The 20,129-nt window shown below is 62.7% G+C and carries 21 protein-coding genes; 12 read left to right on the forward strand and 9 right to left on the reverse strand.

The window, feature by feature from the left end; all coding sequences use genetic code 11:
• Positions 1–2 precede the first annotated feature (2 nt).
• Positions 3–2,462, forward strand: coding sequence for a hypothetical protein (locus tag SO140_RS38420; RefSeq protein WP_449377163.1), 2,460 nt, complete (start codon positions 3–5; stop codon positions 2,460–2,462).
• A 40-nt stretch (positions 2,463–2,502) separates the two neighbouring features.
• Here SO140_RS38420 and SO140_RS38425 read toward each other — a convergent pair whose 3' ends face one another.
• The 3 genes from SO140_RS38425 to SO140_RS38435 all read right to left on the reverse strand — a co-directional run bounded on the left by SO140_RS38425 (position 2,503) and on the right by SO140_RS38435 (position 6,439).
• A complete protein-coding gene (locus tag SO140_RS38425) occupies positions 2,503–3,495 on the reverse strand; it encodes a phosphatase PAP2 family protein (RefSeq protein ID WP_449377164.1) in 993 nt (330 codons plus the stop codon).
• Positions 3,496–3,518: 23 nt separating this feature from the next.
• Complete coding sequence (locus SO140_RS38430) at positions 3,519–5,441, reverse strand: adenylate/guanylate cyclase domain-containing protein (RefSeq protein ID WP_449377165.1); 1,923 nt, start codon at positions 5,439–5,441, stop codon at positions 3,519–3,521.
• A 191-nt stretch (positions 5,442–5,632) separates the two neighbouring features.
• A complete protein-coding gene (locus tag SO140_RS38435; protein ID WP_449377166.1) occupies positions 5,633–6,439 on the reverse strand; it encodes a Crp/Fnr family transcriptional regulator in 807 nt (268 codons plus the stop codon).
• Positions 6,440–6,664: 225 nt separating this feature from the next.
• Here SO140_RS38435 and SO140_RS38440 point away from each other — a divergent pair, with 225 nt between their 5' ends.
• The 3 genes from SO140_RS38440 to atzD all read left to right on the forward strand — a co-directional run bounded on the left by SO140_RS38440 (position 6,665) and on the right by atzD (position 8,355).
• Positions 6,665–6,880: a hypothetical protein gene (locus tag SO140_RS38440; protein WP_474798546.1), complete on the forward strand. Its 216-nt coding sequence runs from the start codon at positions 6,665–6,667 to the stop codon at positions 6,878–6,880.
• A gap of 36 nt (positions 6,881–6,916) precedes the next feature.
• The gene (locus SO140_RS38445; protein WP_449377248.1) at positions 6,917–7,030 is read left to right on the forward strand and encodes a DUF2934 domain-containing protein; all 114 of its coding nucleotides are present in this window, start codon (positions 6,917–6,919) and stop codon (positions 7,028–7,030) included.
• 203 nt (positions 7,031–7,233) lie between these two features.
• Positions 7,234–8,355, forward strand: a complete 1,122-nt coding sequence (gene atzD / locus SO140_RS38450) for a cyanuric acid amidohydrolase (RefSeq protein WP_449377168.1) — start codon at positions 7,234–7,236, stop codon at positions 8,353–8,355.
• Between the two features lie 65 nt (positions 8,356–8,420).
• Here atzD and SO140_RS38455 read toward each other — a convergent pair whose 3' ends face one another.
• Genes SO140_RS38455 through SO140_RS38470 form a run of 4 tightly spaced genes read right to left on the reverse strand, consistent with a single transcriptional unit; the run spans position 8,421 to position 12,147 of the window.
• The gene (locus tag SO140_RS38455) at positions 8,421–8,726 is read right to left on the reverse strand and encodes a response regulator transcription factor (protein WP_449377169.1); all 306 of its coding nucleotides are present in this window, start codon (positions 8,724–8,726) and stop codon (positions 8,421–8,423) included.
• Positions 8,727–8,777: 51 nt separating this feature from the next.
• The gene (locus SO140_RS38460) at positions 8,778–10,001 is read right to left on the reverse strand and encodes an ABC transporter permease (protein ID WP_449377170.1); all 1,224 of its coding nucleotides are present in this window, start codon (positions 9,999–10,001) and stop codon (positions 8,778–8,780) included.
• On the reverse strand, positions 9,998–10,720 hold the full coding sequence (locus SO140_RS38465; RefSeq protein ID WP_449377171.1) for an ABC transporter ATP-binding protein: 723 nt from the start codon (positions 10,718–10,720) through the stop codon (positions 9,998–10,000). Before SO140_RS38465 ends, SO140_RS38460 begins: the two co-directional genes overlap by 4 nt.
• Positions 10,717–12,147: an efflux RND transporter periplasmic adaptor subunit gene (locus tag SO140_RS38470; RefSeq protein ID WP_449377172.1), complete on the reverse strand. Its 1,431-nt coding sequence runs from the start codon at positions 12,145–12,147 to the stop codon at positions 10,717–10,719. Before SO140_RS38470 ends, SO140_RS38465 begins: the two co-directional genes overlap by 4 nt.
• Positions 12,148–12,806: 659 nt before the next feature.
• Between SO140_RS38470 and SO140_RS38475 the strand changes: the two genes are divergently transcribed.
• From SO140_RS38475 to SO140_RS38500, 6 genes are all read left to right on the forward strand, one after another.
• A complete protein-coding gene (locus tag SO140_RS38475) occupies positions 12,807–13,508 on the forward strand; it encodes a response regulator transcription factor (RefSeq protein ID WP_449377173.1) in 702 nt (233 codons plus the stop codon).
• 110 nt (positions 13,509–13,618) lie between these two features.
• Entirely contained in the window at positions 13,619–14,002 is a 384-nt protein-coding gene (locus SO140_RS38480; RefSeq protein WP_449377174.1) for a curlin subunit CsgB, read from the forward strand.
• 123 nt (positions 14,003–14,125) lie between these two features.
• On the forward strand, positions 14,126–14,518 hold the full coding sequence (locus SO140_RS38485; protein WP_449377175.1) for a curlin: 393 nt from the start codon (positions 14,126–14,128) through the stop codon (positions 14,516–14,518).
• 45 nt (positions 14,519–14,563) lie between these two features.
• A complete protein-coding gene (locus tag SO140_RS38490; RefSeq protein ID WP_449377176.1) occupies positions 14,564–14,974 on the forward strand; it encodes a curlin in 411 nt (136 codons plus the stop codon).
• Positions 14,975–15,106: 132 nt separating this feature from the next.
• Positions 15,107–15,466 carry a curlin gene (locus SO140_RS38495; protein ID WP_449377177.1) on the forward strand — a complete coding sequence of 120 codons (360 nt, stop codon included), beginning with the start codon at positions 15,107–15,109 and terminating at the stop codon, positions 15,464–15,466.
• 17 nt (positions 15,467–15,483) lie between these two features.
• The gene (locus tag SO140_RS38500; RefSeq protein WP_449377178.1) at positions 15,484–15,783 is read left to right on the forward strand and encodes a hypothetical protein; all 300 of its coding nucleotides are present in this window, start codon (positions 15,484–15,486) and stop codon (positions 15,781–15,783) included.
• 16 nt (positions 15,784–15,799) lie between these two features.
• Here the strand turns inward: SO140_RS38500 and SO140_RS38505 are convergent, their stop codons facing one another.
• Positions 15,800–15,958 carry a SecDF P1 head subdomain-containing protein gene (locus tag SO140_RS38505; RefSeq protein ID WP_449377179.1) on the reverse strand — a complete coding sequence of 53 codons (159 nt, stop codon included), beginning with the start codon at positions 15,956–15,958 and terminating at the stop codon, positions 15,800–15,802.
• A 349-nt stretch (positions 15,959–16,307) separates the two neighbouring features.
• On the opposite strand from SO140_RS38505, the gene SO140_RS38510 reads away from it, so the two are divergent.
• Together SO140_RS38510 and SO140_RS38515 are read left to right on the forward strand one after the other, a co-directional pair.
• Positions 16,308–18,215 carry an acyl-CoA synthetase gene (locus SO140_RS38510; protein ID WP_449377180.1) on the forward strand — a complete coding sequence of 636 codons (1,908 nt, stop codon included), beginning with the start codon at positions 16,308–16,310 and terminating at the stop codon, positions 18,213–18,215.
• 175 nt (positions 18,216–18,390) lie between these two features.
• Positions 18,391–18,888, forward strand: coding sequence for a YcxB family protein (locus SO140_RS38515; RefSeq protein ID WP_449377181.1), 498 nt, complete (start codon positions 18,391–18,393; stop codon positions 18,886–18,888).
• A gap of 14 nt (positions 18,889–18,902) precedes the next feature.
• On the opposite strand, the gene SO140_RS38520 is transcribed toward SO140_RS38515, so the two are convergent.
• Complete coding sequence (locus tag SO140_RS38520; RefSeq protein ID WP_498543855.1) at positions 18,903–20,075, reverse strand: M20 aminoacylase family protein; 1,173 nt, start codon at positions 20,073–20,075, stop codon at positions 18,903–18,905.
• Positions 20,076–20,129 lie beyond the last annotated feature (54 nt).

Raw genomic sequence — 20,129 nt, forward strand, 5'->3', positions numbered from 1 at the left:
CTATGATATTTCCGCAAGATCCAGATATTGTGATCGAAAAGGACGTTCACGGCGTCATCAGGGAGCTTCGCCACTTGCAGGCACCCGCGAAGGGTGAGCCCGGTGAACCCGCCAAGCAGGCTGCGCTCGACTATCTGACGTGGGCATCTCAGCGTGAACGACCGTTGTTGCCGCTCAGTCGGGAAGATTTGGCCTATCTCAGCCATACGATCGGCGCTGACGAGACTTCACGATCCAGCGAGTCGCGATTCGCCTGGGCAGAACCGCGTGAGTTGCGCCGGAATGACCACCTCGAGACGACAATCGTCTGGGTCCGGCAAACAACTCCCGTGAAGAATTCTGACCTTGTCGTCGATATTCAAGGCAGCAGCATTCGTCTCGTCGTCAATGATGGCCCCGACGATCAACCACAAATCACGAGCGCGCGCCTGACGACACTCGGAAATGCCGAATTGTCGATCGACGTGGAGAGTGTCGAGAAGCTGATTGGCAAGTTGAAGCCGACATGGGCCGATGCGTTGGATCCGGATGTGGCTCTCAAGCTGTTCGGTTCCGCGCTGGGCCTCGATGGCTCGGCCGGCGCGGTCATCGATGCACGGCTCGTCGCTTATGAGCGGCATGGACGGAAAACCGCCGGGGGCGACGTCAGCTTGGGTCTTGCTGCCAGTGCCACGGTTTTCCTGCCCGTGGGCAGTGGTGACTCCATTGCGCATCGCGTGCTGGTCGACGTCGTGAGCGGCCAGGCCGTTCGTAAAGCGCCGATCGCCTCGGCGTGCCTCGGATCTGTTTTCTCGATCGATCCGGACAGCAAGGAGGGCAACTTCAAGGCCCGCCATGACAGCGGCGACAATCTGCTCGATCCGGAACGCGACTCCGTCACATTGCTGGATCTCAACTACGCGAGCGGCGGACGTCGCGCCCTCACCGGGCCGCGCGTTTCGGTGCTCGATCCATCTGCGCTCGGCAAGTACTACGACCCTCCGACTCAGAGACCTCCCTTCGAGTTTTCGGCCCGAACCAACAATTTTGCTGCAGTCAGCGCCTACTATCATTGCGACTCGATGATGCGGCTGGTCGAGGGGTTCGGCTTCAGTCTTCAAGACCATTTTGGGAAGGTGGCATTGCCTTTGACGGTCGAACATCGTGCCAAGATGCTGTCGGGCCCCGGAGCTCGTGACGGCCGCGGCATCAACGCCTATGTGACACCTTTCCGCGCTGACGCGCTGTTGCCGCAGTTGGACGTCAGGATGTTGTTTGGGCTTGCAGATTTTGCGGACACCTGGAAGAACCCACTGGGACTTGCCGCCGACGCGCGTTTCGTCTGGCACGAGTTCTGCCATGTTCTGATCCTGGCCGCGACCGACTCGACCGAATTCGACTTCGCACACAGTGCCGGCGATGCGCTCGGCGCGATCATGTCTGATCCGGCATCGAAGCTTGGAGCCCCCTGGCGCGGGGTGACGTTTCCCTTCGTCCAGTTGCCGCTGCGACGTCACGATCGCAAGGTTACCGACGGATGGGGGTGGAGCGGCACGCTCTATGAGAAACCCGATCCCACCTATCCGCCGCGGGACCCGGCCGGCTACAATTCCGAGCAGATCCTGTCCAGCACCTTGTTCGGCCTGTACCTTGCCGTCGGCGGTGACGCGGTGCGCCCCAACGCGGCTGATGAGCTGGAGCCGGATGTGGGCGCGCGCAAAGCGGCCGCGAACTACATCGCCTATCTCATCATACGTGCGATCGCTTCACTTGCTCCCGTCAGCACACAGCCGACCCGCGAGGCGAGTCAATTCGCCACCGCCTTGATGGATGCCGACGTCGGTACGTCCTACATCGATTACAACGGATCGCGTCGACTGGGCGGCATGCTGCACAAGGTCGTGCGATGGGCTTTCGAACAGCAAGGTCTGTACCAGGCGTCATTGACGGGGCGACACGACGGTCCGGGCAGTGCGCCGTCGATTGACATCTACATCGATAGCCCCCGCGGGGGAGGATATGAGTACCATTACGAGTGGCAGGCCGCCAAAGACGCTGTCTGGATCCGCTACGCGGCGGATGACGGGACGGACGATCAGGATCCGCCGCGCGCAGGGCAAACAAATTATGTTTACGTCAAGCTTCACAATCGCGGCGACCAGCCGGCGGCCGGGACTTCGGTGGTGGTTTTCACGGCGCTCGACGACGACGTCGCGACATGGGAGACCGCGGGCCAGTGGCAGCAGCTTGGAAACGAAATCACGGGAAGCGTGCCCGCTGGTGGCGAGGCGACGTTCGGGCCTTTCCCATGGACACCGCAGTCGGGCTCCCGAAATGGTCTGCTCGTCCGTTCGACGGCGGCAGGTGACCGCAGCAATATCGATCCCGGGTCCAATCTTGCATGCGCTGCCGGTCCGGTGAACTTGGCCGATCTTGTTCGGGCCGACAACAATCTCGGCTACCGCGAGTGGATAATCCAGTAGAAACTTCGGCCAGGCTCGCCGTTCTCGCCGCGATACGCGATCATGGTCCCGGAGCAGGAGGGAAACCAGGCAGCGTGTCGCTCGTTCCCGACGCGATCGAAGCGTTCCATTCGTCACGGGCTTTCCCGATCAGATCCTGGATGTCATCGCAATAATTGTCGATCAGGTCGATGCACGCGGAGGCAATATATTTGCCTGCAGCGCTGTCGCTCGCATAGTGCACGCCCGCTCGCTCGCGGTTGAGTGCAACCCGCGCGGCCAGCCAGTCGAGCTGATACTGATAATCGGGCGCTATCTTTGCAAGGAGCCCCGACAACAGCCAACTTTGCAGCGAATGGCCGCTTGGAAACGAGGCGTGCGCAGGCGGACCAAACGACGGCAAGAGGCCCGGGCAGACGTATGATGGCCTCGGGCGCAGGTATCGCTTCTTGTAATAGGCCGCCACGATCTGCCCGATCCGTACCGCGAGATTCATGACCACCAGGGTCAGGAGATGCTGATGTCCGTTGACGGCCATCAGGCTCACCCAGTAACCGGGCGCGTTATCATGCTGCGCCACGATCTCGCCCATGTAGCGTTCGCGGTCGGTCTGCATGAGCAGCTGAAGCTGGGTAATTTCCGCCTTGACGAAGGCTTCGAAAGTCGTCGCGTTCGACGGCTGCCAACCGAGGAGGTCCGCGGGCAGGGCGATAGACTTCCAGTTGGTCGCATCGACGAACTCGGTCAGGTAGAGCAACGACAGGACATCCGGGTCCCACGGTCCAACTCTGTTCTGCCAGGCTTCTTTGGGCAGCAAATCTTCCGGAAAGCTCGGATCGACGTTAGGCCCAAGGTCGAATTGCAGGGTCAGGGGTCGGAAGCCGAGTTCGGGCGGCGTGGCGCCGAACGCCATGCCCATCCCCATACCCATGCCCATGCCCATACCCATTCCCATACCCATGCCCATTCCCATTCCCATACCCATTCCCATGTCGTCCTCCTCCAGGGTTGTTCTGCCGAATACGTTGACCGTCGCTGGGAAGCGATCAAGCACCAGGACGCGCTTCGTCAGGCGCGCTAGCGGGGCAATCCGGCCTTGATGAATCGCTCGGCCATCAGTGCGCGCCGCTCCGGCTGCTTGATCGGGTACCAACTAATAAACTTCTCCACCGAAAACGCTGGGTCGATGTTGAGGAGCCTGGCGCCGACCTCACGTGCCTGATCGAGCGACCCCGCTGCGACAAGACTCGCCACAAGAAGTCGCAAATTTGCGACAAATTGCGGGGCTGCCGCCATGACCTTCGTGCCCCAGTGCACGGCCTCGTCAAAAGTCTCATTGGTGTAATGCGCGTTGGTGAGCGCCGATTGATAGAAATAGGCATACGGGTCCAGCGGCGACAGCGATATTCCGTAGGAAGCGCGTGCGACCGCACGCGGTCCATCGCCAAGATAGCAATATGTCGAGGCGCTCAGCGACCAGGCGATCGCCGAATTGGGCGTTCCGCCGATGGCGCGATCGAAGGCATCGAGAGCGCGATCGTAGGAGCCGAACAGAAAGGAATGGACGTGCCCGAATATCGCGAGTGCCAATGGGTCCGACGGTTCGAACTCGAGCGCGCGTGACGCGAGGCGCAAGGCCTCGCGGGAATCGGCTTTGAAATCCGTGGTATGCCCTTCGCCAATGTGCAGGATGTACCACTTGGCCATCAGGGCGTAGGCGGTCGCATATTCCGGATCATGCTCCAGGGCCTTCTCGAACAGCATTCGTGCCGCAAGCATTTCGTCGTGACCGAGACGATACAAACGATACATGCCCTGGAGAACAAGGTCGTAGGCGTTCATACTCTGCGGTGCCTTGCGCTCGGCACGCTTAAGCTCCGAGATATGAATGTGCGGAAGCAGAGCGTAGGCGATGCCCGTCGCAATCGTCTCCTGCACGTCGAACAACTGGGTGATCGACGACTCATATTGGTTTGTCCACAGTACGGAGCGCGTGTCGACATCGATGAGCTGGGCTCGCATTCGCAGCAACTCGCCGTGCCTTCTGAGCGTGCCCGTGACGAGATACCTCACGCCCAGTCGGCTGCAGATGGCGGCCGGATCGGCGGTCGGATCCGTAAAGCCGAGCGTGGACGTGCTCGAGACGACGAACAGCTCGCGAATTCCCGCCAGCGAGGCAACGATGTCATGGGTGATGCCCTGTGCGAGATAAGCATCCTCTGCATCAAGACCGAGCATGTGCAACGGCAGGACCGCTACTGACGGCTTGTGCCCATGGGAAATCGAGACTGTCGGAGCCCGCAATTCTCGATGCGCGATCTTGAACGCGCGGATGCGCCGCTCGATGTTCTTGAGAGTCAGGAATCCGAGATCCGCGGCCTGGTATTCCAGCTGCTCCTTGACCTGATCATGGATGGTCCCCGAAATGACAACGCCGCCGGGGGCGGCGAATTCTTGGAGGCGGGCCGCGATGTTGACCCCGTCGCCGTAAATGTCATCGCTTTCGGCGATGATATCCCCGAAATTTGCGGACATGCGCAACTGCAGATCTTCGGTGGGGTCAAGTGACGTTGCGGCCAGATCGCGTTGCGTGTCGAGCGCAAAGCCGACCGCGTTGACCGGACTTCCAAATTCAAGAAGCAAGCCGTCACCGGTGCTCTTGATGACCTCCCCACCATGCTCTGCAACGCGAGGCTCGATGACGTCGGCTCGCATCGACATCCATCGTCGATGGGTACCGGCCTCGTCCCTTCCCATGAGGCGGGAATAGCCGACAACGTCGATGAAGACCGTGGCAGCGATACGTCTCTTTGGCCGGCCCTTGTCCGAGCCGTCTTCATTGAACGTGTTGTCGACTCTGATCATCACAGGCGCAACAACTTTCATACAGGCCCCGATCGCGTAGCGAGGCTCAAGGACTGTAGCAAAAAGCGGTTGGAAGGGAAATGCTGTGGGCATGCACGGCTCGGTTGACCTGTGCCGGCCGTGCCGCTCGTTCAATCGCTTGCCCGCGGAGGGAGCGCAGGAGGCATCATGACACTACCCATGTCATTGGCATCTTGATCGGCGCCGGCAGCGTCGTGCCACAATCGTATATTCGGGCCAGACAATAGACGAACCGGTTCAAATCGGGACCGGTGCCGTCAGGTGCGAATCGTAGGGTGCGGCGGCCTTGCCGCCGCTCACCTGAGTCACGCGATCCGGTTCGTGGTCGTCGCTCGCTCCGCCTTGAGCTGTTCCTGCAAGCGCGAGATGTTTTCGAGCAGGCGCTGGCTGGCGAGGACCAGGAAGTAATAGCCGAATTGCGGGTCCTGGAAGTAGATCTCGAGCAGTCGTTCATAAGTGATGGTCAGCACCTGGCCGTCCTCGATGCACTCCACCGTTCCGGTGCGCTGGTTGTTCGGCGTCAGGAAGCCGAGCTCACCCATGAGGCGGCCAGGCGGGATCTCGATGTTGATCTCCTTGACCAGAAACTTTCCAGTCACTGTCAGGAACATCTCGTTGGCGGGGTCGTGGATCTTGAAGAGGGTGTCGCCATGGCGGTATTTGCGCTCGGTCATGAAAGGCTTCAGCCATTCCATCGACATGTCGCCCTGCGTCGCGTGGCGCGCCTTCTTCACGAGCTTGAGCATCTGGCGGAGGCGAACGCCGTTGATCGGGACCAAGAGAAGATACAGCAGAAAGGTCGAGGTATTGCCCGACAGCAAGCCGTAGATAGCGAACAACGCGCAGCCGATCATGTTGGCGACCCGCAGCGGCACCATGGTCTGCATCAGAAGCGTCGCGACGAAGAAGACCGCGCCGACGACGGCGAACAGATTGGCCAACGTGATGTTGGCCAGGAAGATTTCCAGCAGGCGGTTGAACAGGGCGTCGTAGGTGATGTTATTGGGATCGAGGCCCATTTGCATCAGGATCTTCGCGACCCTGAGATTGTCCGCGGCCGTATCGAGAATGCGGTTCAAAATCGACGAGATATCTGCGCTGGACGCCATCATATTTCCTCACGCCTCAAGCCGACGGTGCTTTTAGGATACGGACAATCGAAATCGATCGTTTGAGTAAGGTGACCGGCGGATTCGATGCAAGCGGCCAATTCTAGCCCGCGCGCCGGTTTCGGCAATCGTCCCCTCGTCGGACCCGAAAAGTCGGTCTGACGGGGAGGGGAGGAACGGACCCCATTCGAGGCCGTTAGCACCGAAAGCAATGTCCGGTGAGCCGTCATGTCCGATTCTTGCGACTATTTTCGTGAGCACGCGATTGCGGCCACCCGCAAGGCGCGTGCCTTGCCGGCGGGACCGGCAAAGCGCAAGCAGCGAACCGTCGCGCGCGTCTATCATCTCCTGTCCAGGGAGGCGGCGTTCGCGCCCAATATCCATCATCTGGATGAGTTTCGCGCGGCGCGGCGCCTGGAGCGGCAGATCACGGGGACCGGTTGACCGCCGGGAAGCTCGTGATGCCCGACCGACGCGCAGATTCGCGCACGTGACCACCATCTCTGGGAAGAAGCCGGGCGGCCGGAGGGCCGCGCCGGCCAGTTCTGGCATCGCACTGAGCGCGCGAGGCCGACGATGGTCCGGAGGAAATGACCGGACCGAGGCCTGCCAACTTGCCTGCGCGGCCGTCTTACAACTGGAGTAGTCGTCAGCGCCGTGTGCTGCAATTCTGTGCAGCGGTTGGATGACGGCCTGGCGAATGCGACAGCAAATTTTGCAGTCTGGAAATCCCCGTCCCGACCATTATGCTCGTTGCGCGGCTGGCTGCTGCATCGCCGCACCGCGAGGGGGATGGCATGCGCACAACATCGGTCGGCGTCGTTCGCATTGCCACCAAAGGGCCGGGCGACGTTGCAGGCCTTTTGGAAATGATCGGGCAGGGCGAGATCGATCCGAAGGCGATCCTCGCGATCCTGGGCAAGACCGAGGGCAATGGCGGCGTCAACGACTTTACGCGCGAATATGCCGTGGCGGCGCTCTGCACAGCGCTGGCGCCGCATGTTGGGCTGGAGTCTCATCAGGTCGAGCAGCGCATCGCCTTCGTGATGTCCGGCGGCACCGAAGGCGTGCTGAGCCCGCACATCACCGTCTTCACGCGCCAAAGCATCGCGCCGAGGCCGGCTGCTCTTGCCGGAAAGCGGCTCAGCATCGGCATGGCACAGACCCGTGATTTCCTCCCCGAGGAGCTCGGCCGCAACCCGCAGATCGGGGAAACGGCCAAAGCGGTGGTGTCAGCCATGGCGGATGCGGGTATCACGGAGCCGAGAGACGTGCATTTCGTCCAGATCAAATGCCCGCTGCTGACCAGCGAGCGCGTCGAGGCGGCCTCCGCGCGCGGCAGCACAACCGTGACGACAAGTGCCTACAGCTCGATGGCTTATTCGCGCGGCGCCTCCGCGCTTGGCGTCGCGGTGGCGCTGGGCGAGATCGAGGACGGGATCCGCGACGAGGACGTGCTACGGCGGTTCGAGCTGTTTTCGTCGGTGGCCTCGACCTCGGCGGGGATCGAATTGATGCACAACGTCGTCATCGTGCTCGGCAACTCCGCGTCTTCGGCAAGCCCGTTCGAGATCGGCCATGCCGTCATGCGTGACGCCATCGATGCCGCTGCCGTGATCGAGGCGCTCGTAAGCGTGGGGCTAAAGGCGGGATCGACGACGGATACGGGCCGCGAGCTCGTCAATATCTTCGCCAAGGCGGAGGCCTCGCCGAACGGCAGCGTCCGCGGCTTTCGCCACACGATGCTGGAAGATACCGACATCAGCGCGACACGGCATGCCCGCGCCGCAGTTGGCGGCCTGATCGGCGGTCTTGCAGGAAGCGGCGCCGTCTACGTCTCCGGCGGGGCCGAGCATCAGGGGCCTCCGGGCGGCGGCCCTGTTGCCGCCATCGTGCGGGTCGCTGACGATTCCGATTGAGCGGGGCGGAGCGAGTATCCCCGTGCTGGTCGGTGTTCGGCCGGACGGCGGCCAAGGTAGCTCGTTCACTTCGCGGCGCTGTTCACGCTGCGAAGGTGGATCGACACGGCAGCCGAATTGAGCGTCGGACCGGAGCCACTCACGAGGTCGCTGCGCAGTGATGGCGAAGCCGCGTGAAGCGCGAAGATGATGGCAATCTGGGTCCGGTTCTGAAGGCGGTATTTGCGCATGATGTTGCCGATATGCGCGCGAACCGTATTTTCGGAGATCTTGAGCTCGTAGGCGATGTTCTTGTTCTGCATGCCGCGAGCAATCAGCATCATGAGCTCGCGCTCACGCGGTGTAGGTGTGATCGGTACGCTTGTATTCATGACCAATTCCTCCCTGGCATGAAGGTTGATGTGACCATCCCGGCATTTTTCTCACTCCACCTTGAGCGCTTCGATCGGACTGAGCTTGGAAGCCATGTGGGCGGGATAGAACCCGAAGATCACACCGGTCACGGCTGAAAATCCAACGGCGAGGCCGATCGACTGCATGTCGATCGCAGTGACCCAGCCGGCTATTCGCGCCACCGTCATCGACAGCGTGACGCCGCCGACGACGCCGATGGCGCCGCCAAGAAGACAAAGAACGAGGGCTTCACAAAGAAATTGCAAACGAATATCGCGCATCCGGCCGCCGAGCGCGCGGCGAATTCCGATCTCGCGGGTGCGTTCGGTGACGGAAACGATCATGACGTTCATGATACTGATGCCGCCGACGAGGAGCGAGACCGAGGCGATCGCGAACAGCAGCAGCGCCACGGTGCGGATGGCACCTTGTTGCGCCTCCATTGCGGCCGCGGGATCCTGCACCTTGAAATCGTCGGCCTGGCCTGCGGGAATCCTGTGCCGTTGCCGCAGCAGGCCTTCGATCTCGCTGGTCGCGCCCGCCATCTGGGTATCGGAGGCGACCTTGACGAGGATATAGGCGATGGCGTCCCGGTTGATACCGCTCGCACTGCCGAGAAAGCGCAGCTTGGCGGTGGTCAATGGCACGAAGGCGACATCGTCCTGCGACGGCCCCTTGGGATCGAGCACGCCGATGACTTCGAGCGGGACCTGCATGATTCGGACTTGAGCGCCGATCGGATCGTCGCCCGGCGCGAACAGCTCTTTGGCGGCGGCACTGCCGAGAATGACGACCTTCGCGGCGTTCGCTTCCTCGGCCGCGGAGAAGTATCGACCGGATGACAATTGCCAGTCGCGCACCATGAAGTGCGAAGTGGTGGTGCCGTTGATCGTGGTGTTCCAGTTCTTGGCTTCCCGGATGACCTGCGCGGTGCCTGCAACCGAACCGGCCGCGGTCTGGATCTCCGGAATCTGATCGAGGATCGCCTGCACGTCGCCTTCGGTCATCGTCAGCTTGGTGCCGGCCTTCATGCGAACGGCGCCCTGTTGAATAGCGCCCGGCATGATCATCAGCACGTTGGAGCCGATCGAACGGATCTGCTCCTCGACGCGAAGCTGCGCGCCCTTGCCGATGGCGAAGACGGTGACGATCGAGGCCACGCCGATCACGATACCAAGAATGGTAAGGATGCTGCGCAGCGGGTTCAGGCGCAGCGCGTGAAGGGCGGTCTGAAGGGCCTGATATGCTGTCATGATGCCCAGACCTTGCTCGGCACTGGATCACGCACCTCATCCGCGACAACCTCGCCGTCATGCAGGCGAATGGTTCGTTCGCAGCGCGCGGCCACGCTGGAGTCGTGGGTGATCATCACGATGGTCTGGCCGCCGTCGTGGAGTGCGTCGAACAGCGCCAGAATCTCGGCGCCGGTCCGGCTGTCCAGCGCGCCGGTCGGTTCGTCCGCGAGTACGATCGCCGGTGAGGCGACGAGCGCCCGCGCGATCGCTACGCGCTGCTGCTCACCGCCGGACAGTTGCCGCGGAAAATGCCGCGCTCGGTGCAGCATGCCGACCGCCTCGAGGCACTCTTCGGCGCGCAGCATCCGCTGCTTGTGGCGGATGCCGCCATAGACGAGCGGCAGCGCTACGTTCTCAACCGCGTTGTGTCGCGCGAGCAGATTGTAGGATTGGAACACGAAGCCGATGGAGTGCGCGCGCAGCTCGGACCTGCGGTCATCAGGCAGATCGGCGACGTCGCCGCCCTCCAGGAGGATCGCGCCCTCGCTCGGACGATCGAGCAATCCGATCATGTTCATCAGGGTCGATTTGCCGGACCCCGACGGGCCCATGATGGCAAGACTTTCGCCGCGCCTTATGTCGAAGCTGACGTCGCGCACCGCGGTCACCGCGATGCCGTCGGTGCGGTAGGTGCGGCAGACCGATCTGAGGCTTACGAGTGCGGGGTGAGCGGTCATGATCCGAACCTTATTCCAAGCAGTTCCATCCCCGCGGGCCGGATCGCCTGACCGACCGCGACCTGGCTGCCTTCCGTCAGGTCGCCACTCTTGAGCGCGACCTGCTCGGCACCGTCGGTGCCGACCGTGACCGAGATGCGCTTGAGCGAGCCCGATGGCGTGCGCAACCATACGCCGTCCCGGCTTTGGGAAGTGGATGGCTGCGTGCCGCCCGGCTGGAACCGCAGCGCGGCGACCGGTATCTTCAGGACGTCGTCCTGGCGGTCGACCACGATCTTGACGAGCGCGGTCATGCCGGGAAGCAGCGCGCCGTCGAGGTTGGAGGTCGACAGCACGACGGTATAGGTGACCACGTGCTGCTGCGTCTGCGGCGCCTTGCGGACCTGCCGCACGATCGCTTCGAAGCGCCGGTCGGGATAGGAATCGACCGTGAAGTGCGCCCGTTGGCCGGCGGCGATGCGTCCGATATCCGCCTCATCGACCTGGGCGTGGATCTCCATGTCCTCGAGCCGGTGCGCGACCAGAAAGGCGGTTCGCGCCTCGAGGCCGACCGCGAGCGTCTGGCCCTCGTTGATGAACCGGCCGACGACCACGCCGTCGATCGGAGAGCGGATGATGGTGCGGTCGAGATCGGCCTCGGCAGCGCGGAGGATGGCCTCCTTCTCCGGCACCGCCGTCCTCGCCTGCTGGAGCTCGGCCTCGATCCGGCGCACGTCGGCGGTAGCGCCTTCGACGGCGTAGGCGTTCAGCGTCACGAGGACCTCCGCCTCGCGCTCCTGTGCGAGGCGCGCGGTGAAATCGGTCTGCGCATCCTCGACCGTCGTGGTCGCCACCACGTTCTGCGACTGCAACGCCAATTTGCGCTGGAGTGTCCGCTGTGCTGAGGCCTTGACGGCCTGCGCGCTGTCGAGCTTGGCCGCCAGGACCGCCCTCGTGCCCTTGGCGTTCTCCAGGTCGATCTTGCCGCGGTCGAGCTTGGCCTGCTCCAGCTCGATATTGGCGCGCGCCATCTCGATCGCCGCCTTGGCCTCGTCGACCTTGGCCGCAAAGCTCCGCGGGTCGATCTGTGCCAGCGGCTGATCCTTCCGCACATTGTCGTTGAAGTCGACGTAGACCTTTGAGATCTGCCCCGACAGTTGCGAGCCCACCTCGATCGTCTTCACCGGTTGAAGCGCGCCGGTCACGGTGATCGTCTGCTCGATGCTGCCGCGCTGGATCGAGGCGTAGCGGAACATCGGCGCGTCGGAGCCGAAGGTCGGGGTTTCGCGTATGGTGGGCAGGATGGACCGCGTCGTTGAGTGATAGGCGCGTCCGGCTTCGTTTGCGATCCAGCCGGCGGAAGAGCGCAGGTCGGCGGGATCGATGGCAAAAGCCGCCGCAAATGCGGAGGCGCCACCCAACACAGCGAGGATTGGCACAAAACGCATATTGAAACCCCGGCCTCATTAAAAAGAAGACCGTCAGGCACAATTCGCACCCTCACGCACAGGTAGCAATTCCCGCGCTCTCGCTTGACGGTCCAGCAATATGTCGTCGGTTCTAGGTCCCTGGACGTGTGTGCTCCATGAAACAAACGTCAAGTTGTGAGGCGCCGATCCGCCACTTTTGAGATGATGGATATACTTCGGGATTCGACACGACCTTGGAATCGATCTTTTTCAATCACTAATTGCAAGATGTGCTATAGTGCGGTTGGGGCTTGCGCCGGTAGGGCGCACTGATTTCTGCTCGTGTACGAGAACCCACCATGGGTACATGTGCGACACGGCAGCGGCTTCAGCACATTCGTCGCACGGAAGCTCGGCCTTCCGCATCAGCAGCGCTGCGTCGTGTCAGCGACGATGCTGTGATCTCACGTAAAATCGAAAACAATAATCGCCGTCGAATGCGACGCACGTTTCGGCGCCTGCAGATGCGGCGCGTTGTCATCGATCTGTCGCATCGAAGGGAAGGAGCGCAGGAAGTGTGAACTGGCCCACAGCAATGTCACGCCGCTGCACTAGGATGATTTGCTGATTGCCTGCGAGGGAACCCGGCGCTGATCGGTTCTCACGACAAAAGTTATTGGACGAGGAGACTTTGAGTCATGGCAACGAGTCCTGCAACGATTTATGTGATCGACGACGATGAGCAAATAAGGATCTTGCTTGGAGATCTCTGCCATGATGCCGGACTTGATGTGAAGCTGTTCGGCTCGACCGACGAATTCCTGGCGGAGCAGCTCTCCGATGGTCCGTCGTGCCTGGTGCTCGACGTTCGCTTTCCCGGCACCTCGCCGACCGGGCTCGATCTGCAGCGAACGCTGGCCGACTCCGGAGTCCTGGTTCCGATCGTATTCATCAGCGGCCATCCTGATGTCCGAGTCTCTGTGGAAGCGATGAAGCGCGGCGCGGTGGAATTCCTGCCCAAACCGTTTCGTGAGCAGGAGTTTCTCGACGCGGTGCGGCTCGGCGTCGAGCGCGATCGCAGGCGGCTGGAGCACGACCTCGTCGTGCGCGAGGCCCGACGGCGCTTCGAGGAGCTGACGGTGCGCGAGCGCGACATATTGCTGCTGATGGCGGAGGGGCTGGTCGCCAAGCAGATCGCGGGCAGGCTGAATGTCAGCGAGGTGACGGTGAAGGTGCACCGCGCGCGCATGATGCGGAAGCTGCAGCTGCGCTCACCCATCGAGGTGGTGAGGCTCGTCGACAGCATCAGGCCGAACGTTGCGACGGCACGCCGAGGCGCCGTCGTATTGAATGGAGTGGAAGTCGCACGCGTCGCATCTAGTCCGTCCGGACTAGCATGAACCTCAGTCTATCAAGCCCCGCATCGACGGTTCACAGTATCCCGCATGATGTCGCAGAGTTTTGCATACGACATCGCTCACCGCTAACCTTGGCACGAAAGGGATACTCCATGCGCAAGTTGATTCTTGCCTCCGCCGCACTGCTCGCCCTCACCGCCGGCGCCCGCGCCGACAATACCGCGATCACCGCGCAGGTCGGTCTCGTGAACGGCTCCTCTGTGGACCAGCAGGGTCACGTGAACGACAGCTCGACGACCGTTCAGATCGGCATCCTGAATGGTGCGAGCACCATGCAGGGCACGGCCACGCCGGGTGGGTCGCTCAACAACTCCAGCGGCGTGCTCCAGATCGGCGCCGCCAACGCAGCCGTCACCGGACAAGTTGCCACCCACAATAACACCAGCGGCATCTTCCAGTTCTCCGGCGGTCACAACTTCGCCGCCGTTGGGCAGCTCTCTGGCGGCGTCAACCTCAGCACCATCGTGCAGCACTAAGCCAGCCCCGTACCTCCCTGGGCGCGCCACAGCGCGGGCGCGCCCAGGTCTTGCTCGAAGTTATTGCGATCAGCTCGTTGATGAAACAGCGGATCGATCAGTTGATACTGACGGAGGAGTCACATGCGGATCAACTATCTAGTCGCGACGGTCGTCATGCTCGGTGCGTTGACCTCTGTCGAAGCCAAAGCCGACAACACGGCCAGCGTGTTGCAGTTCGGAACGACGAATGTCTCGTCGACAACGCAGACCGGCCCGGTGAACAATACCGCGACCACGCTGCAATTCGGTGCGAACAACCAGGCGACGAGCGTACAGCTGGGATCACTGACCTCGGTCAATTCGGCGACGATTGGACAGGGCGGCACGACGCCCACCGCGACCAACAATGCCGCAGTCGGTCAGTTCGGCGGCTCCAACACGAGCCTGATCGGTCAGATCGGCTTGAACAACACGGCCGTCGTAGGCCAACTCGGAATCCTGAACGGCTCCACCGTCCTGCAGGCAGCTCCGTGATGAGAGGTCGTGCCGAGATCTCGGCCACAAATGTGGAGGCATGTGATGAACAAGCATCTTCTGGTCGCTGCGATGGCAGCTCTCGTCTCCTGTTGCGCAGTGAACGGCCCGGCACGGGCGCAAAGCGCCGATATCAAGACGATCGTCTCGGTCAACGGGCCGCCTGTCGTCTTGAACCAGAGCAGCCAGACCAACTTGGCCGGCATATTCATGGTTGGTGGCACGACTAGCGCGACCGTCACTCAGAACGGAACCAACAACGCTACGGGCATCCTGCAATTTGGCGGAACGAACTCCGCGTCGGTCGGTCAGACCGGTGCGAACAACCTGGCCTTCGTCGGACAGTCGGGTCAGTCTGCCAGCAGCGCGATCTCGCAACTGGGCAACATGAATTCTGGTGTCGTTGCCCAGTTCGGTGGAATCAACACCTCGAACGTCACCCAAACCAGTCCGTGAGATCCGAGCCTCGTTCGGACGTGTCGGGAGAAAGATTTCATGAGATGGCGAAGTCACATTTGGGCGGCGACCGCGGTCGCCGCCACAGTCGCGGCGAGTAGCGCAGCGTCCGCCGGCACGATCAAGGCCGGTGTGTCCAACGACAAGATCAGCATCGAGACGGTCTTCGGGTTCGGCAATGATCAGACGCCGGTGGTGGTCGAGGAAAACAGCAGCAAGCTCAACTTCGTGCGGGTGATCGAACTGGGCGGTGCGAGTCAGGTCGGTGCAACGATTGTCCAAACCGGTGCGACCAACTATGCTAACGTCATGCAGGCCGGCGGAACGACGAGCGCCGCGATCGGTCAATTCGGCGCGAGCAACACGGCGAACGTCATGCAGATGGGCAATGTTACCAATACGCTGCTCGTGCAGGTTGGGGACATGAACACCGGCGCCGTCAGTCAGGTCGGTCGCTTCAATTGGGCCGCCATCTTCCAATTCGGGCGGTGATCGCAAGAGGCACGCGCATGAAGCTCGTTCTGTTTGCAGCAGGAGTGGTGATGATGGTGTCGGGCGGAACGGGGCCGGCGTCGGCAGGCAACGACGGGGACGGTCATACGACGATCGTGGACGACGCCAACGGCCGGACGGTGATCACCCAAAGCGGAGATCCCGCGCAGGCCGAAGTGCGGGTCGAGAAAGAGCCCGGGCGCACGACTGTCTATCGCAAGAGCGGCGGAAACACCACGGTCGTGACCCAGAGCACGAATCCGGCGGACCTTCCGCCCAATCTGCGTGAATGGTTGCGAAGTCTCTCCGGGCAATGAAGATCGAGGCGTCGCTTTAGAGCATGATGGCAAATGGCTTGCCGACATTCTCCTCGGTGACATGGGCGAAGCGCCGCTGGCCTCGGGCGTTGAAGCGGACGTTCACGATCGGGTCGTGAGTCCTGGAATCGTAGCCCAGTGCGGCGTCGCCGAGGGCGTCACCTTCGATGCTCATGCGTCCTCTCTTCCGGCAGACGGTGCCTGCCACCAAATCTCAGTCACGACCCCAGTCCCTTGGTCCCCCTGTCGGTTGAGGGGGTTCAATCGCCAAATCACCCCTAGCCCCGAGGCGCAGGCCGCCATTCCATTGATGCCGACCGCCCAACAAAACCGGTCAGATGCATCTCTCTAGGGGCCAGCGGATCGAACAACTGGCGGTGGCGCTGGCCGTTCGGAGGGCATGGACGGCGGCCAAATCATCGATCATTCTGTCAGCTCTTGATCCGCGCGGGCGGATCGAGCCCCGCCTGAAAGCAAACTCAAACAAGGCAGGCGGGCACCAGACATGAGGGAGGACGGACGGAATGGCGGGCATTCACGCGCTCGATCGGATCATCGGCGAGGACTATCCGGAATTGGCCACGGACGAGCAGGTCCGTGCCCTCGAGCGGGTGCCTTACGCGGAACGCATCGCGGCCGAAAGCACCTATGATGCGATCAGGCTCGGGGCGGCCCGGAATCCCGATGCGCCGGCGATCCAGTTCCTGTCCAATGCCGATCCCGCCGATACGCCGCTGGTCATCTCGCACCGGGATTTCGTCGCGCGCGTCACGCAAGCCGCCAACATGTTTCACGCGCTGGGCGCGGGCAAAGACGATGTCATCAGCTTCATGCTGCCGCTCCTGCCTGACGCTTTCGTGACGCTGTTCGGCGCGGAGGCCACCGGGATTGCCAATCCCGTCAATCCGCTGCTGGAGCCGCATCAGATCGCGGAGATCCTGGAGGCCGCCAACACCACGATCCTGGTCGCGCTCGGACCGATGCCCGGCACCGACATCTGGCACAAGGTCGAGCAGATCCGCCCGTCCTTGAAGCGCCTCAAGGCGATCGTGCAGGTCGGCGGCGGCGGCGATCCCGCGAACGGCATCTTCGCCTTCAACGATCTTATCAAGCAGCAGCCAGCGGACCGGCTCGTCAGCGGCCGCGAGATTTCCGGCAGCGACATCGCCGCCTATTTCCATACCGGCGGCACCACCGGCACGCCAAAGCTCGTGCGCCACACCCACACTAACCAGGTTTATCAGGCCTGGGGGCTCAACCTGCTCCTGAAGTCGAAGCCGGGTGGCAATCTGCTGTTCGGCATGCCGCTGTTTCACGTCGGGGGATCGCTGACGCAGGTGCTGACGACGCTTGCGGGCGGCGGCTGCCTCGTGGTGCTATCGCCGTCCGGCTGGCGCAATCCCAATGCGGTGCAGAACATCTGGCAACTCGTCGAACGCTTCAAGCCGGAGGCGCTGTCGAGCGTGCCGACCGTGCTTGCGGCGACGCTCGGCGTGCCGCCTGATGGTGCCGACATTTCGAGCCTGAAATTTACCGCCGGCGGCGGCTCGGCGATTCCGGTCGCGGTCGGCTCCGCGATCCAGGACAAGCTGAAGCTCCCGGTGGTCGAGGTCTACGGCATGACCGAGACCTCGAGCGTGCATACCATGGCCTATCCGGACCGCCCCATCCGCCTCGGCTCGGTCGGCCTGCCGATGCCTTACGCTCGCGTGCGCATCGTCAAGCTCGACGCCGAGGGACGGCTCGAGCGCGACTGCGTCGTGGACGAGATCGGTGCGGTGATCATGGCCGGGCCCGGCGTGTTCGGCGGCTATCTCAATGATGCCCACAACATTGGCGCGTTCGTCGACGAGGTCTGGGTCAATTCCGGCGATCTCGGCCGGCTTGATGCGGACGGACATCTCTGGATTACCGGCCGCGCCAAGGACCTCGTGATCCGCGGCGGCCACAACATCGATCCCGCGCCGATCGAGGAGATCATGTTCCAGCATCCGGCCGTCGGCTTTGCCGCCGTGGTCGGCCAGCCCGACGCCTATGCCGGCGAGCTCCCCGTCGGTTACGTGCAGTTGAAGCCCGGTGTCAAGGTCGAGCCGGGCGAGCTGGAGAGCTGGGTACGCGAGCGCACGCCCGAGCGCGCCGCCGTGCCCGTGCAGATCATTGCGATCGATCCGATGCCCGTCACCGGCGTCGGCAAGGTGTTCAAGCCGCAACTGCGCTGGGACGCGGCCCAGCGCGTGTTTGCCAAGGTGCTCACCCCGCTCACGGAGACGGGCATCGATTGCAGGGTGAAGGTCGGCGCGCATGGCAGCCACGGCTCGATTGCGACGGTGACGATTGCGAATGTGCCGGAAGCCAGGCGCGAAGAGGTTGCAGGCGAGGTCCACAAGCTGCTTGACCCGTTCGTGATACGGCATGAGGTGGTGCACGCGTAGGCTTCATCTCGCCAGGAAGGCCGCCTCAATGAGCTGAGGTCCCGGGGGCTTACGAGCTCCACAATAGACGCGACTATCCGAACCTTGGGAAGAGATCGGGCGACGAAACCTTTGTCGGGCAATGGTGTCCTGGCACCCCGCCTTGCGGGCAACGGTTTCTTTCAGGGATCAACGGATGTCGCCGCTGAAATACCATCGCGATCTGACGCACTGGACCGAATTCGTGCGTCTTGCGCAGGGGCGCGTTTATGGAAAGTGGATGCGACTCGCGCTCCTTGCGGCCGGCGCCTTGCCGATGCTGCTTGGCATCGCCGCCTCGGCGCTGTGGCCGGGATCGGTCGACACGACCTCCGTGCTGTTCGGCATCCTGAGCACACTCGTGGTCATCGGCATGCTGTCGCGGCTGGGACTTCGCCACCACGTCAAGGACGCCGGCTGGGTTCTCGGCAATCGCGAGATCACCGTAACCGAGCAGGGCTTCGTCGACGCCGGCAACGGCACCGTGCTCAGCGTGGACTGGCCGGCGATCGAAGGCGTGAGCGTCGCCAGAAACATCATCGTTCTCTGGATGGACCGCGCCGCGGGGGTCTTCATCCCCCGCATCGCCTTCCACTCCGACGACGAAGAGCGCAGCTTCGTCGAGTTTGCCGGCAAGCGGGCCGGAGCTGCGTGACGGGCTGGAGCGGTTTAGCCCGCGGGCATCGTCTTCTCGATCAGGCGCACCCAATAGGACGCGCCGTGGCCGAGAATGTTGTCGTTGAAGACGTAAGCAGGATGGTGGCACTCGTTGCCGTCGCCCATGCCGACGAGGATCATCGCGCCGGGGCGCGCTTCCAGCATGAAGGAGAAGTCCTCGGCGCCCATCATCGGAATGAATTTCTCGTTGACGCGATCGGCACCGGCAATCTCGCGGGCGACCTCGGCGGCAACGCCGGCTTCGCGCGCGTGGTTCATCGTCACCGGATACATGCGGGAGTATTTTGTCTCGGCCGATCCGCCATAGGCGCGCGCCACGCTGTCGGCGACCTCGCCGATGCGGCGCTCGACGAGATCGCGCACTTCGGGATCGAGCGTGCGCACGGTGCCGCTGAGCTCGGCGACCTCCGGGATGATGTTGAACGCCGTGCCGGCGTGAAATTGCGTGATCGAGACGACGGCGGATTTCAGCGGGTCGACGTTGCGCGCGACGATCGATTGCAGCGCGTTGATGATCTGCGATCCGATCAGGACGCTGTCGATCGACTTGTGCGGGCCGGCGCCGGCATGGCCGCCCTTGCCGTGAACGGTGATCTGGATGTTGTCGGAGGAGGCGAGCATCGCGCCCGGCGTCGTTGCGAAATGGCCCTCCGGCAGGCCCGGCATGTTGTGCATGCCGTAGACCTCCTGGATGTTCCAGCGGGTCATCAGGCCATCGTCGACCATCGCCTTGCCGCCGCCGCCACCTTCTTCCGCGGGCTGGAAGATCACAACCGCGGTGCCGTCGAAATTGCGCGTCTCGGCGAGATACTTTGCCGCACCCAGCAGCATCGCAGTGTGCCCGTCATGGCCGCAGGCGTGCATCTTGCCGGGGACTTTCGAGGCATAAGGCACACCCGACGTTTCCATGATCGGCAGCGCGTCCATGTCGGCGCGCAGGCCGATCGTCCTTCCCGATCCGCTCTTGCGGCCACGGATCACGCCGACCACGCCGGTGCGGCCGATGCCGGTCGCCACCTCGTCGCAGCCGAACGCGCGCAGCTTGTCGGCAACGATGCCGGCGGTGCGGTGCACCTCGTAGAGCAGCTCCGGGTTCTCATGGAAGTCATGGCGCCAGGCGGCCATTTCGTCGGAGAGTGCGGCGACGCGGTTGATGACGGGCATGGGGGCTCCGTTTCTTGTTAGGTTGCCGAGGATATCGTCATTCCGGGGCGATGC

The organism is Bradyrhizobium sp. UFLA05-108 (assembly GCF_059803455.1).

Excerpts from the sequence above, each read along its gene's own strand:
- SO140_RS38460 (WP_449377170.1), bottom strand. The coding sequence starts at position 10,001 with ATGACAGCATATCAGGCCCTTCAGACCGCCCTTCACGCGCTGCGCCTG.
- SO140_RS38475 (WP_449377173.1), top strand. The coding sequence starts at position 12,807 with ATGGCAACGAGTCCTGCAACGATTTATGTGATCGACGACGATGAGCAA.
- SO140_RS38510 (WP_449377180.1), top strand. The coding sequence starts at position 16,308 with ATGGCGGGCATTCACGCGCTCGATCGGATCATCGGCGAGGACTATCCG.
- SO140_RS38435 (WP_449377166.1), bottom strand. The coding sequence starts at position 6,439 with ATGATGGCGTCCAGCGCAGATATCTCGTCGATTTTGAACCGCATTCTC.
- SO140_RS38440 (WP_474798546.1), top strand. The coding sequence starts at position 6,665 with ATGTCCGATTCTTGCGACTATTTTCGTGAGCACGCGATTGCGGCCACC.
- SO140_RS38505 (WP_449377179.1), bottom strand. The coding sequence starts at position 15,958 with ATGAGCATCGAAGGTGACGCCCTCGGCGACGCCGCACTGGGCTACGAT.
- SO140_RS38500 (WP_449377178.1), top strand. The coding sequence starts at position 15,484 with ATGAAGCTCGTTCTGTTTGCAGCAGGAGTGGTGATGATGGTGTCGGGC.
- SO140_RS38485 (WP_449377175.1), top strand. The coding sequence starts at position 14,126 with ATGCGGATCAACTATCTAGTCGCGACGGTCGTCATGCTCGGTGCGTTG.
- SO140_RS38470 (WP_449377172.1), bottom strand. The coding sequence starts at position 12,147 with ATGCGTTTTGTGCCAATCCTCGCTGTGTTGGGTGGCGCCTCCGCATTT.
- SO140_RS38515 (WP_449377181.1), top strand. The coding sequence starts at position 18,391 with ATGTCGCCGCTGAAATACCATCGCGATCTGACGCACTGGACCGAATTC.
- SO140_RS38455 (WP_449377169.1), bottom strand. The coding sequence starts at position 8,726 with ATGAATACAAGCGTACCGATCACACCTACACCGCGTGAGCGCGAGCTC.
- SO140_RS38480 (WP_449377174.1), top strand. The coding sequence starts at position 13,619 with ATGCGCAAGTTGATTCTTGCCTCCGCCGCACTGCTCGCCCTCACCGCC.
- SO140_RS38520 (WP_498543855.1), bottom strand. The coding sequence starts at position 20,075 with ATGCCCGTCATCAACCGCGTCGCCGCACTCTCCGACGAAATGGCCGCC.
- atzD (WP_449377168.1), top strand. The coding sequence starts at position 7,234 with ATGCGCACAACATCGGTCGGCGTCGTTCGCATTGCCACCAAAGGGCCG.
- SO140_RS38420 (WP_449377163.1), top strand. The coding sequence starts at position 3 with ATGATATTTCCGCAAGATCCAGATATTGTGATCGAAAAGGACGTTCAC.
- SO140_RS38465 (WP_449377171.1), bottom strand. The coding sequence starts at position 10,720 with ATGACCGCTCACCCCGCACTCGTAAGCCTCAGATCGGTCTGCCGCACC.
- SO140_RS38490 (WP_449377176.1), top strand. The coding sequence starts at position 14,564 with ATGAACAAGCATCTTCTGGTCGCTGCGATGGCAGCTCTCGTCTCCTGT.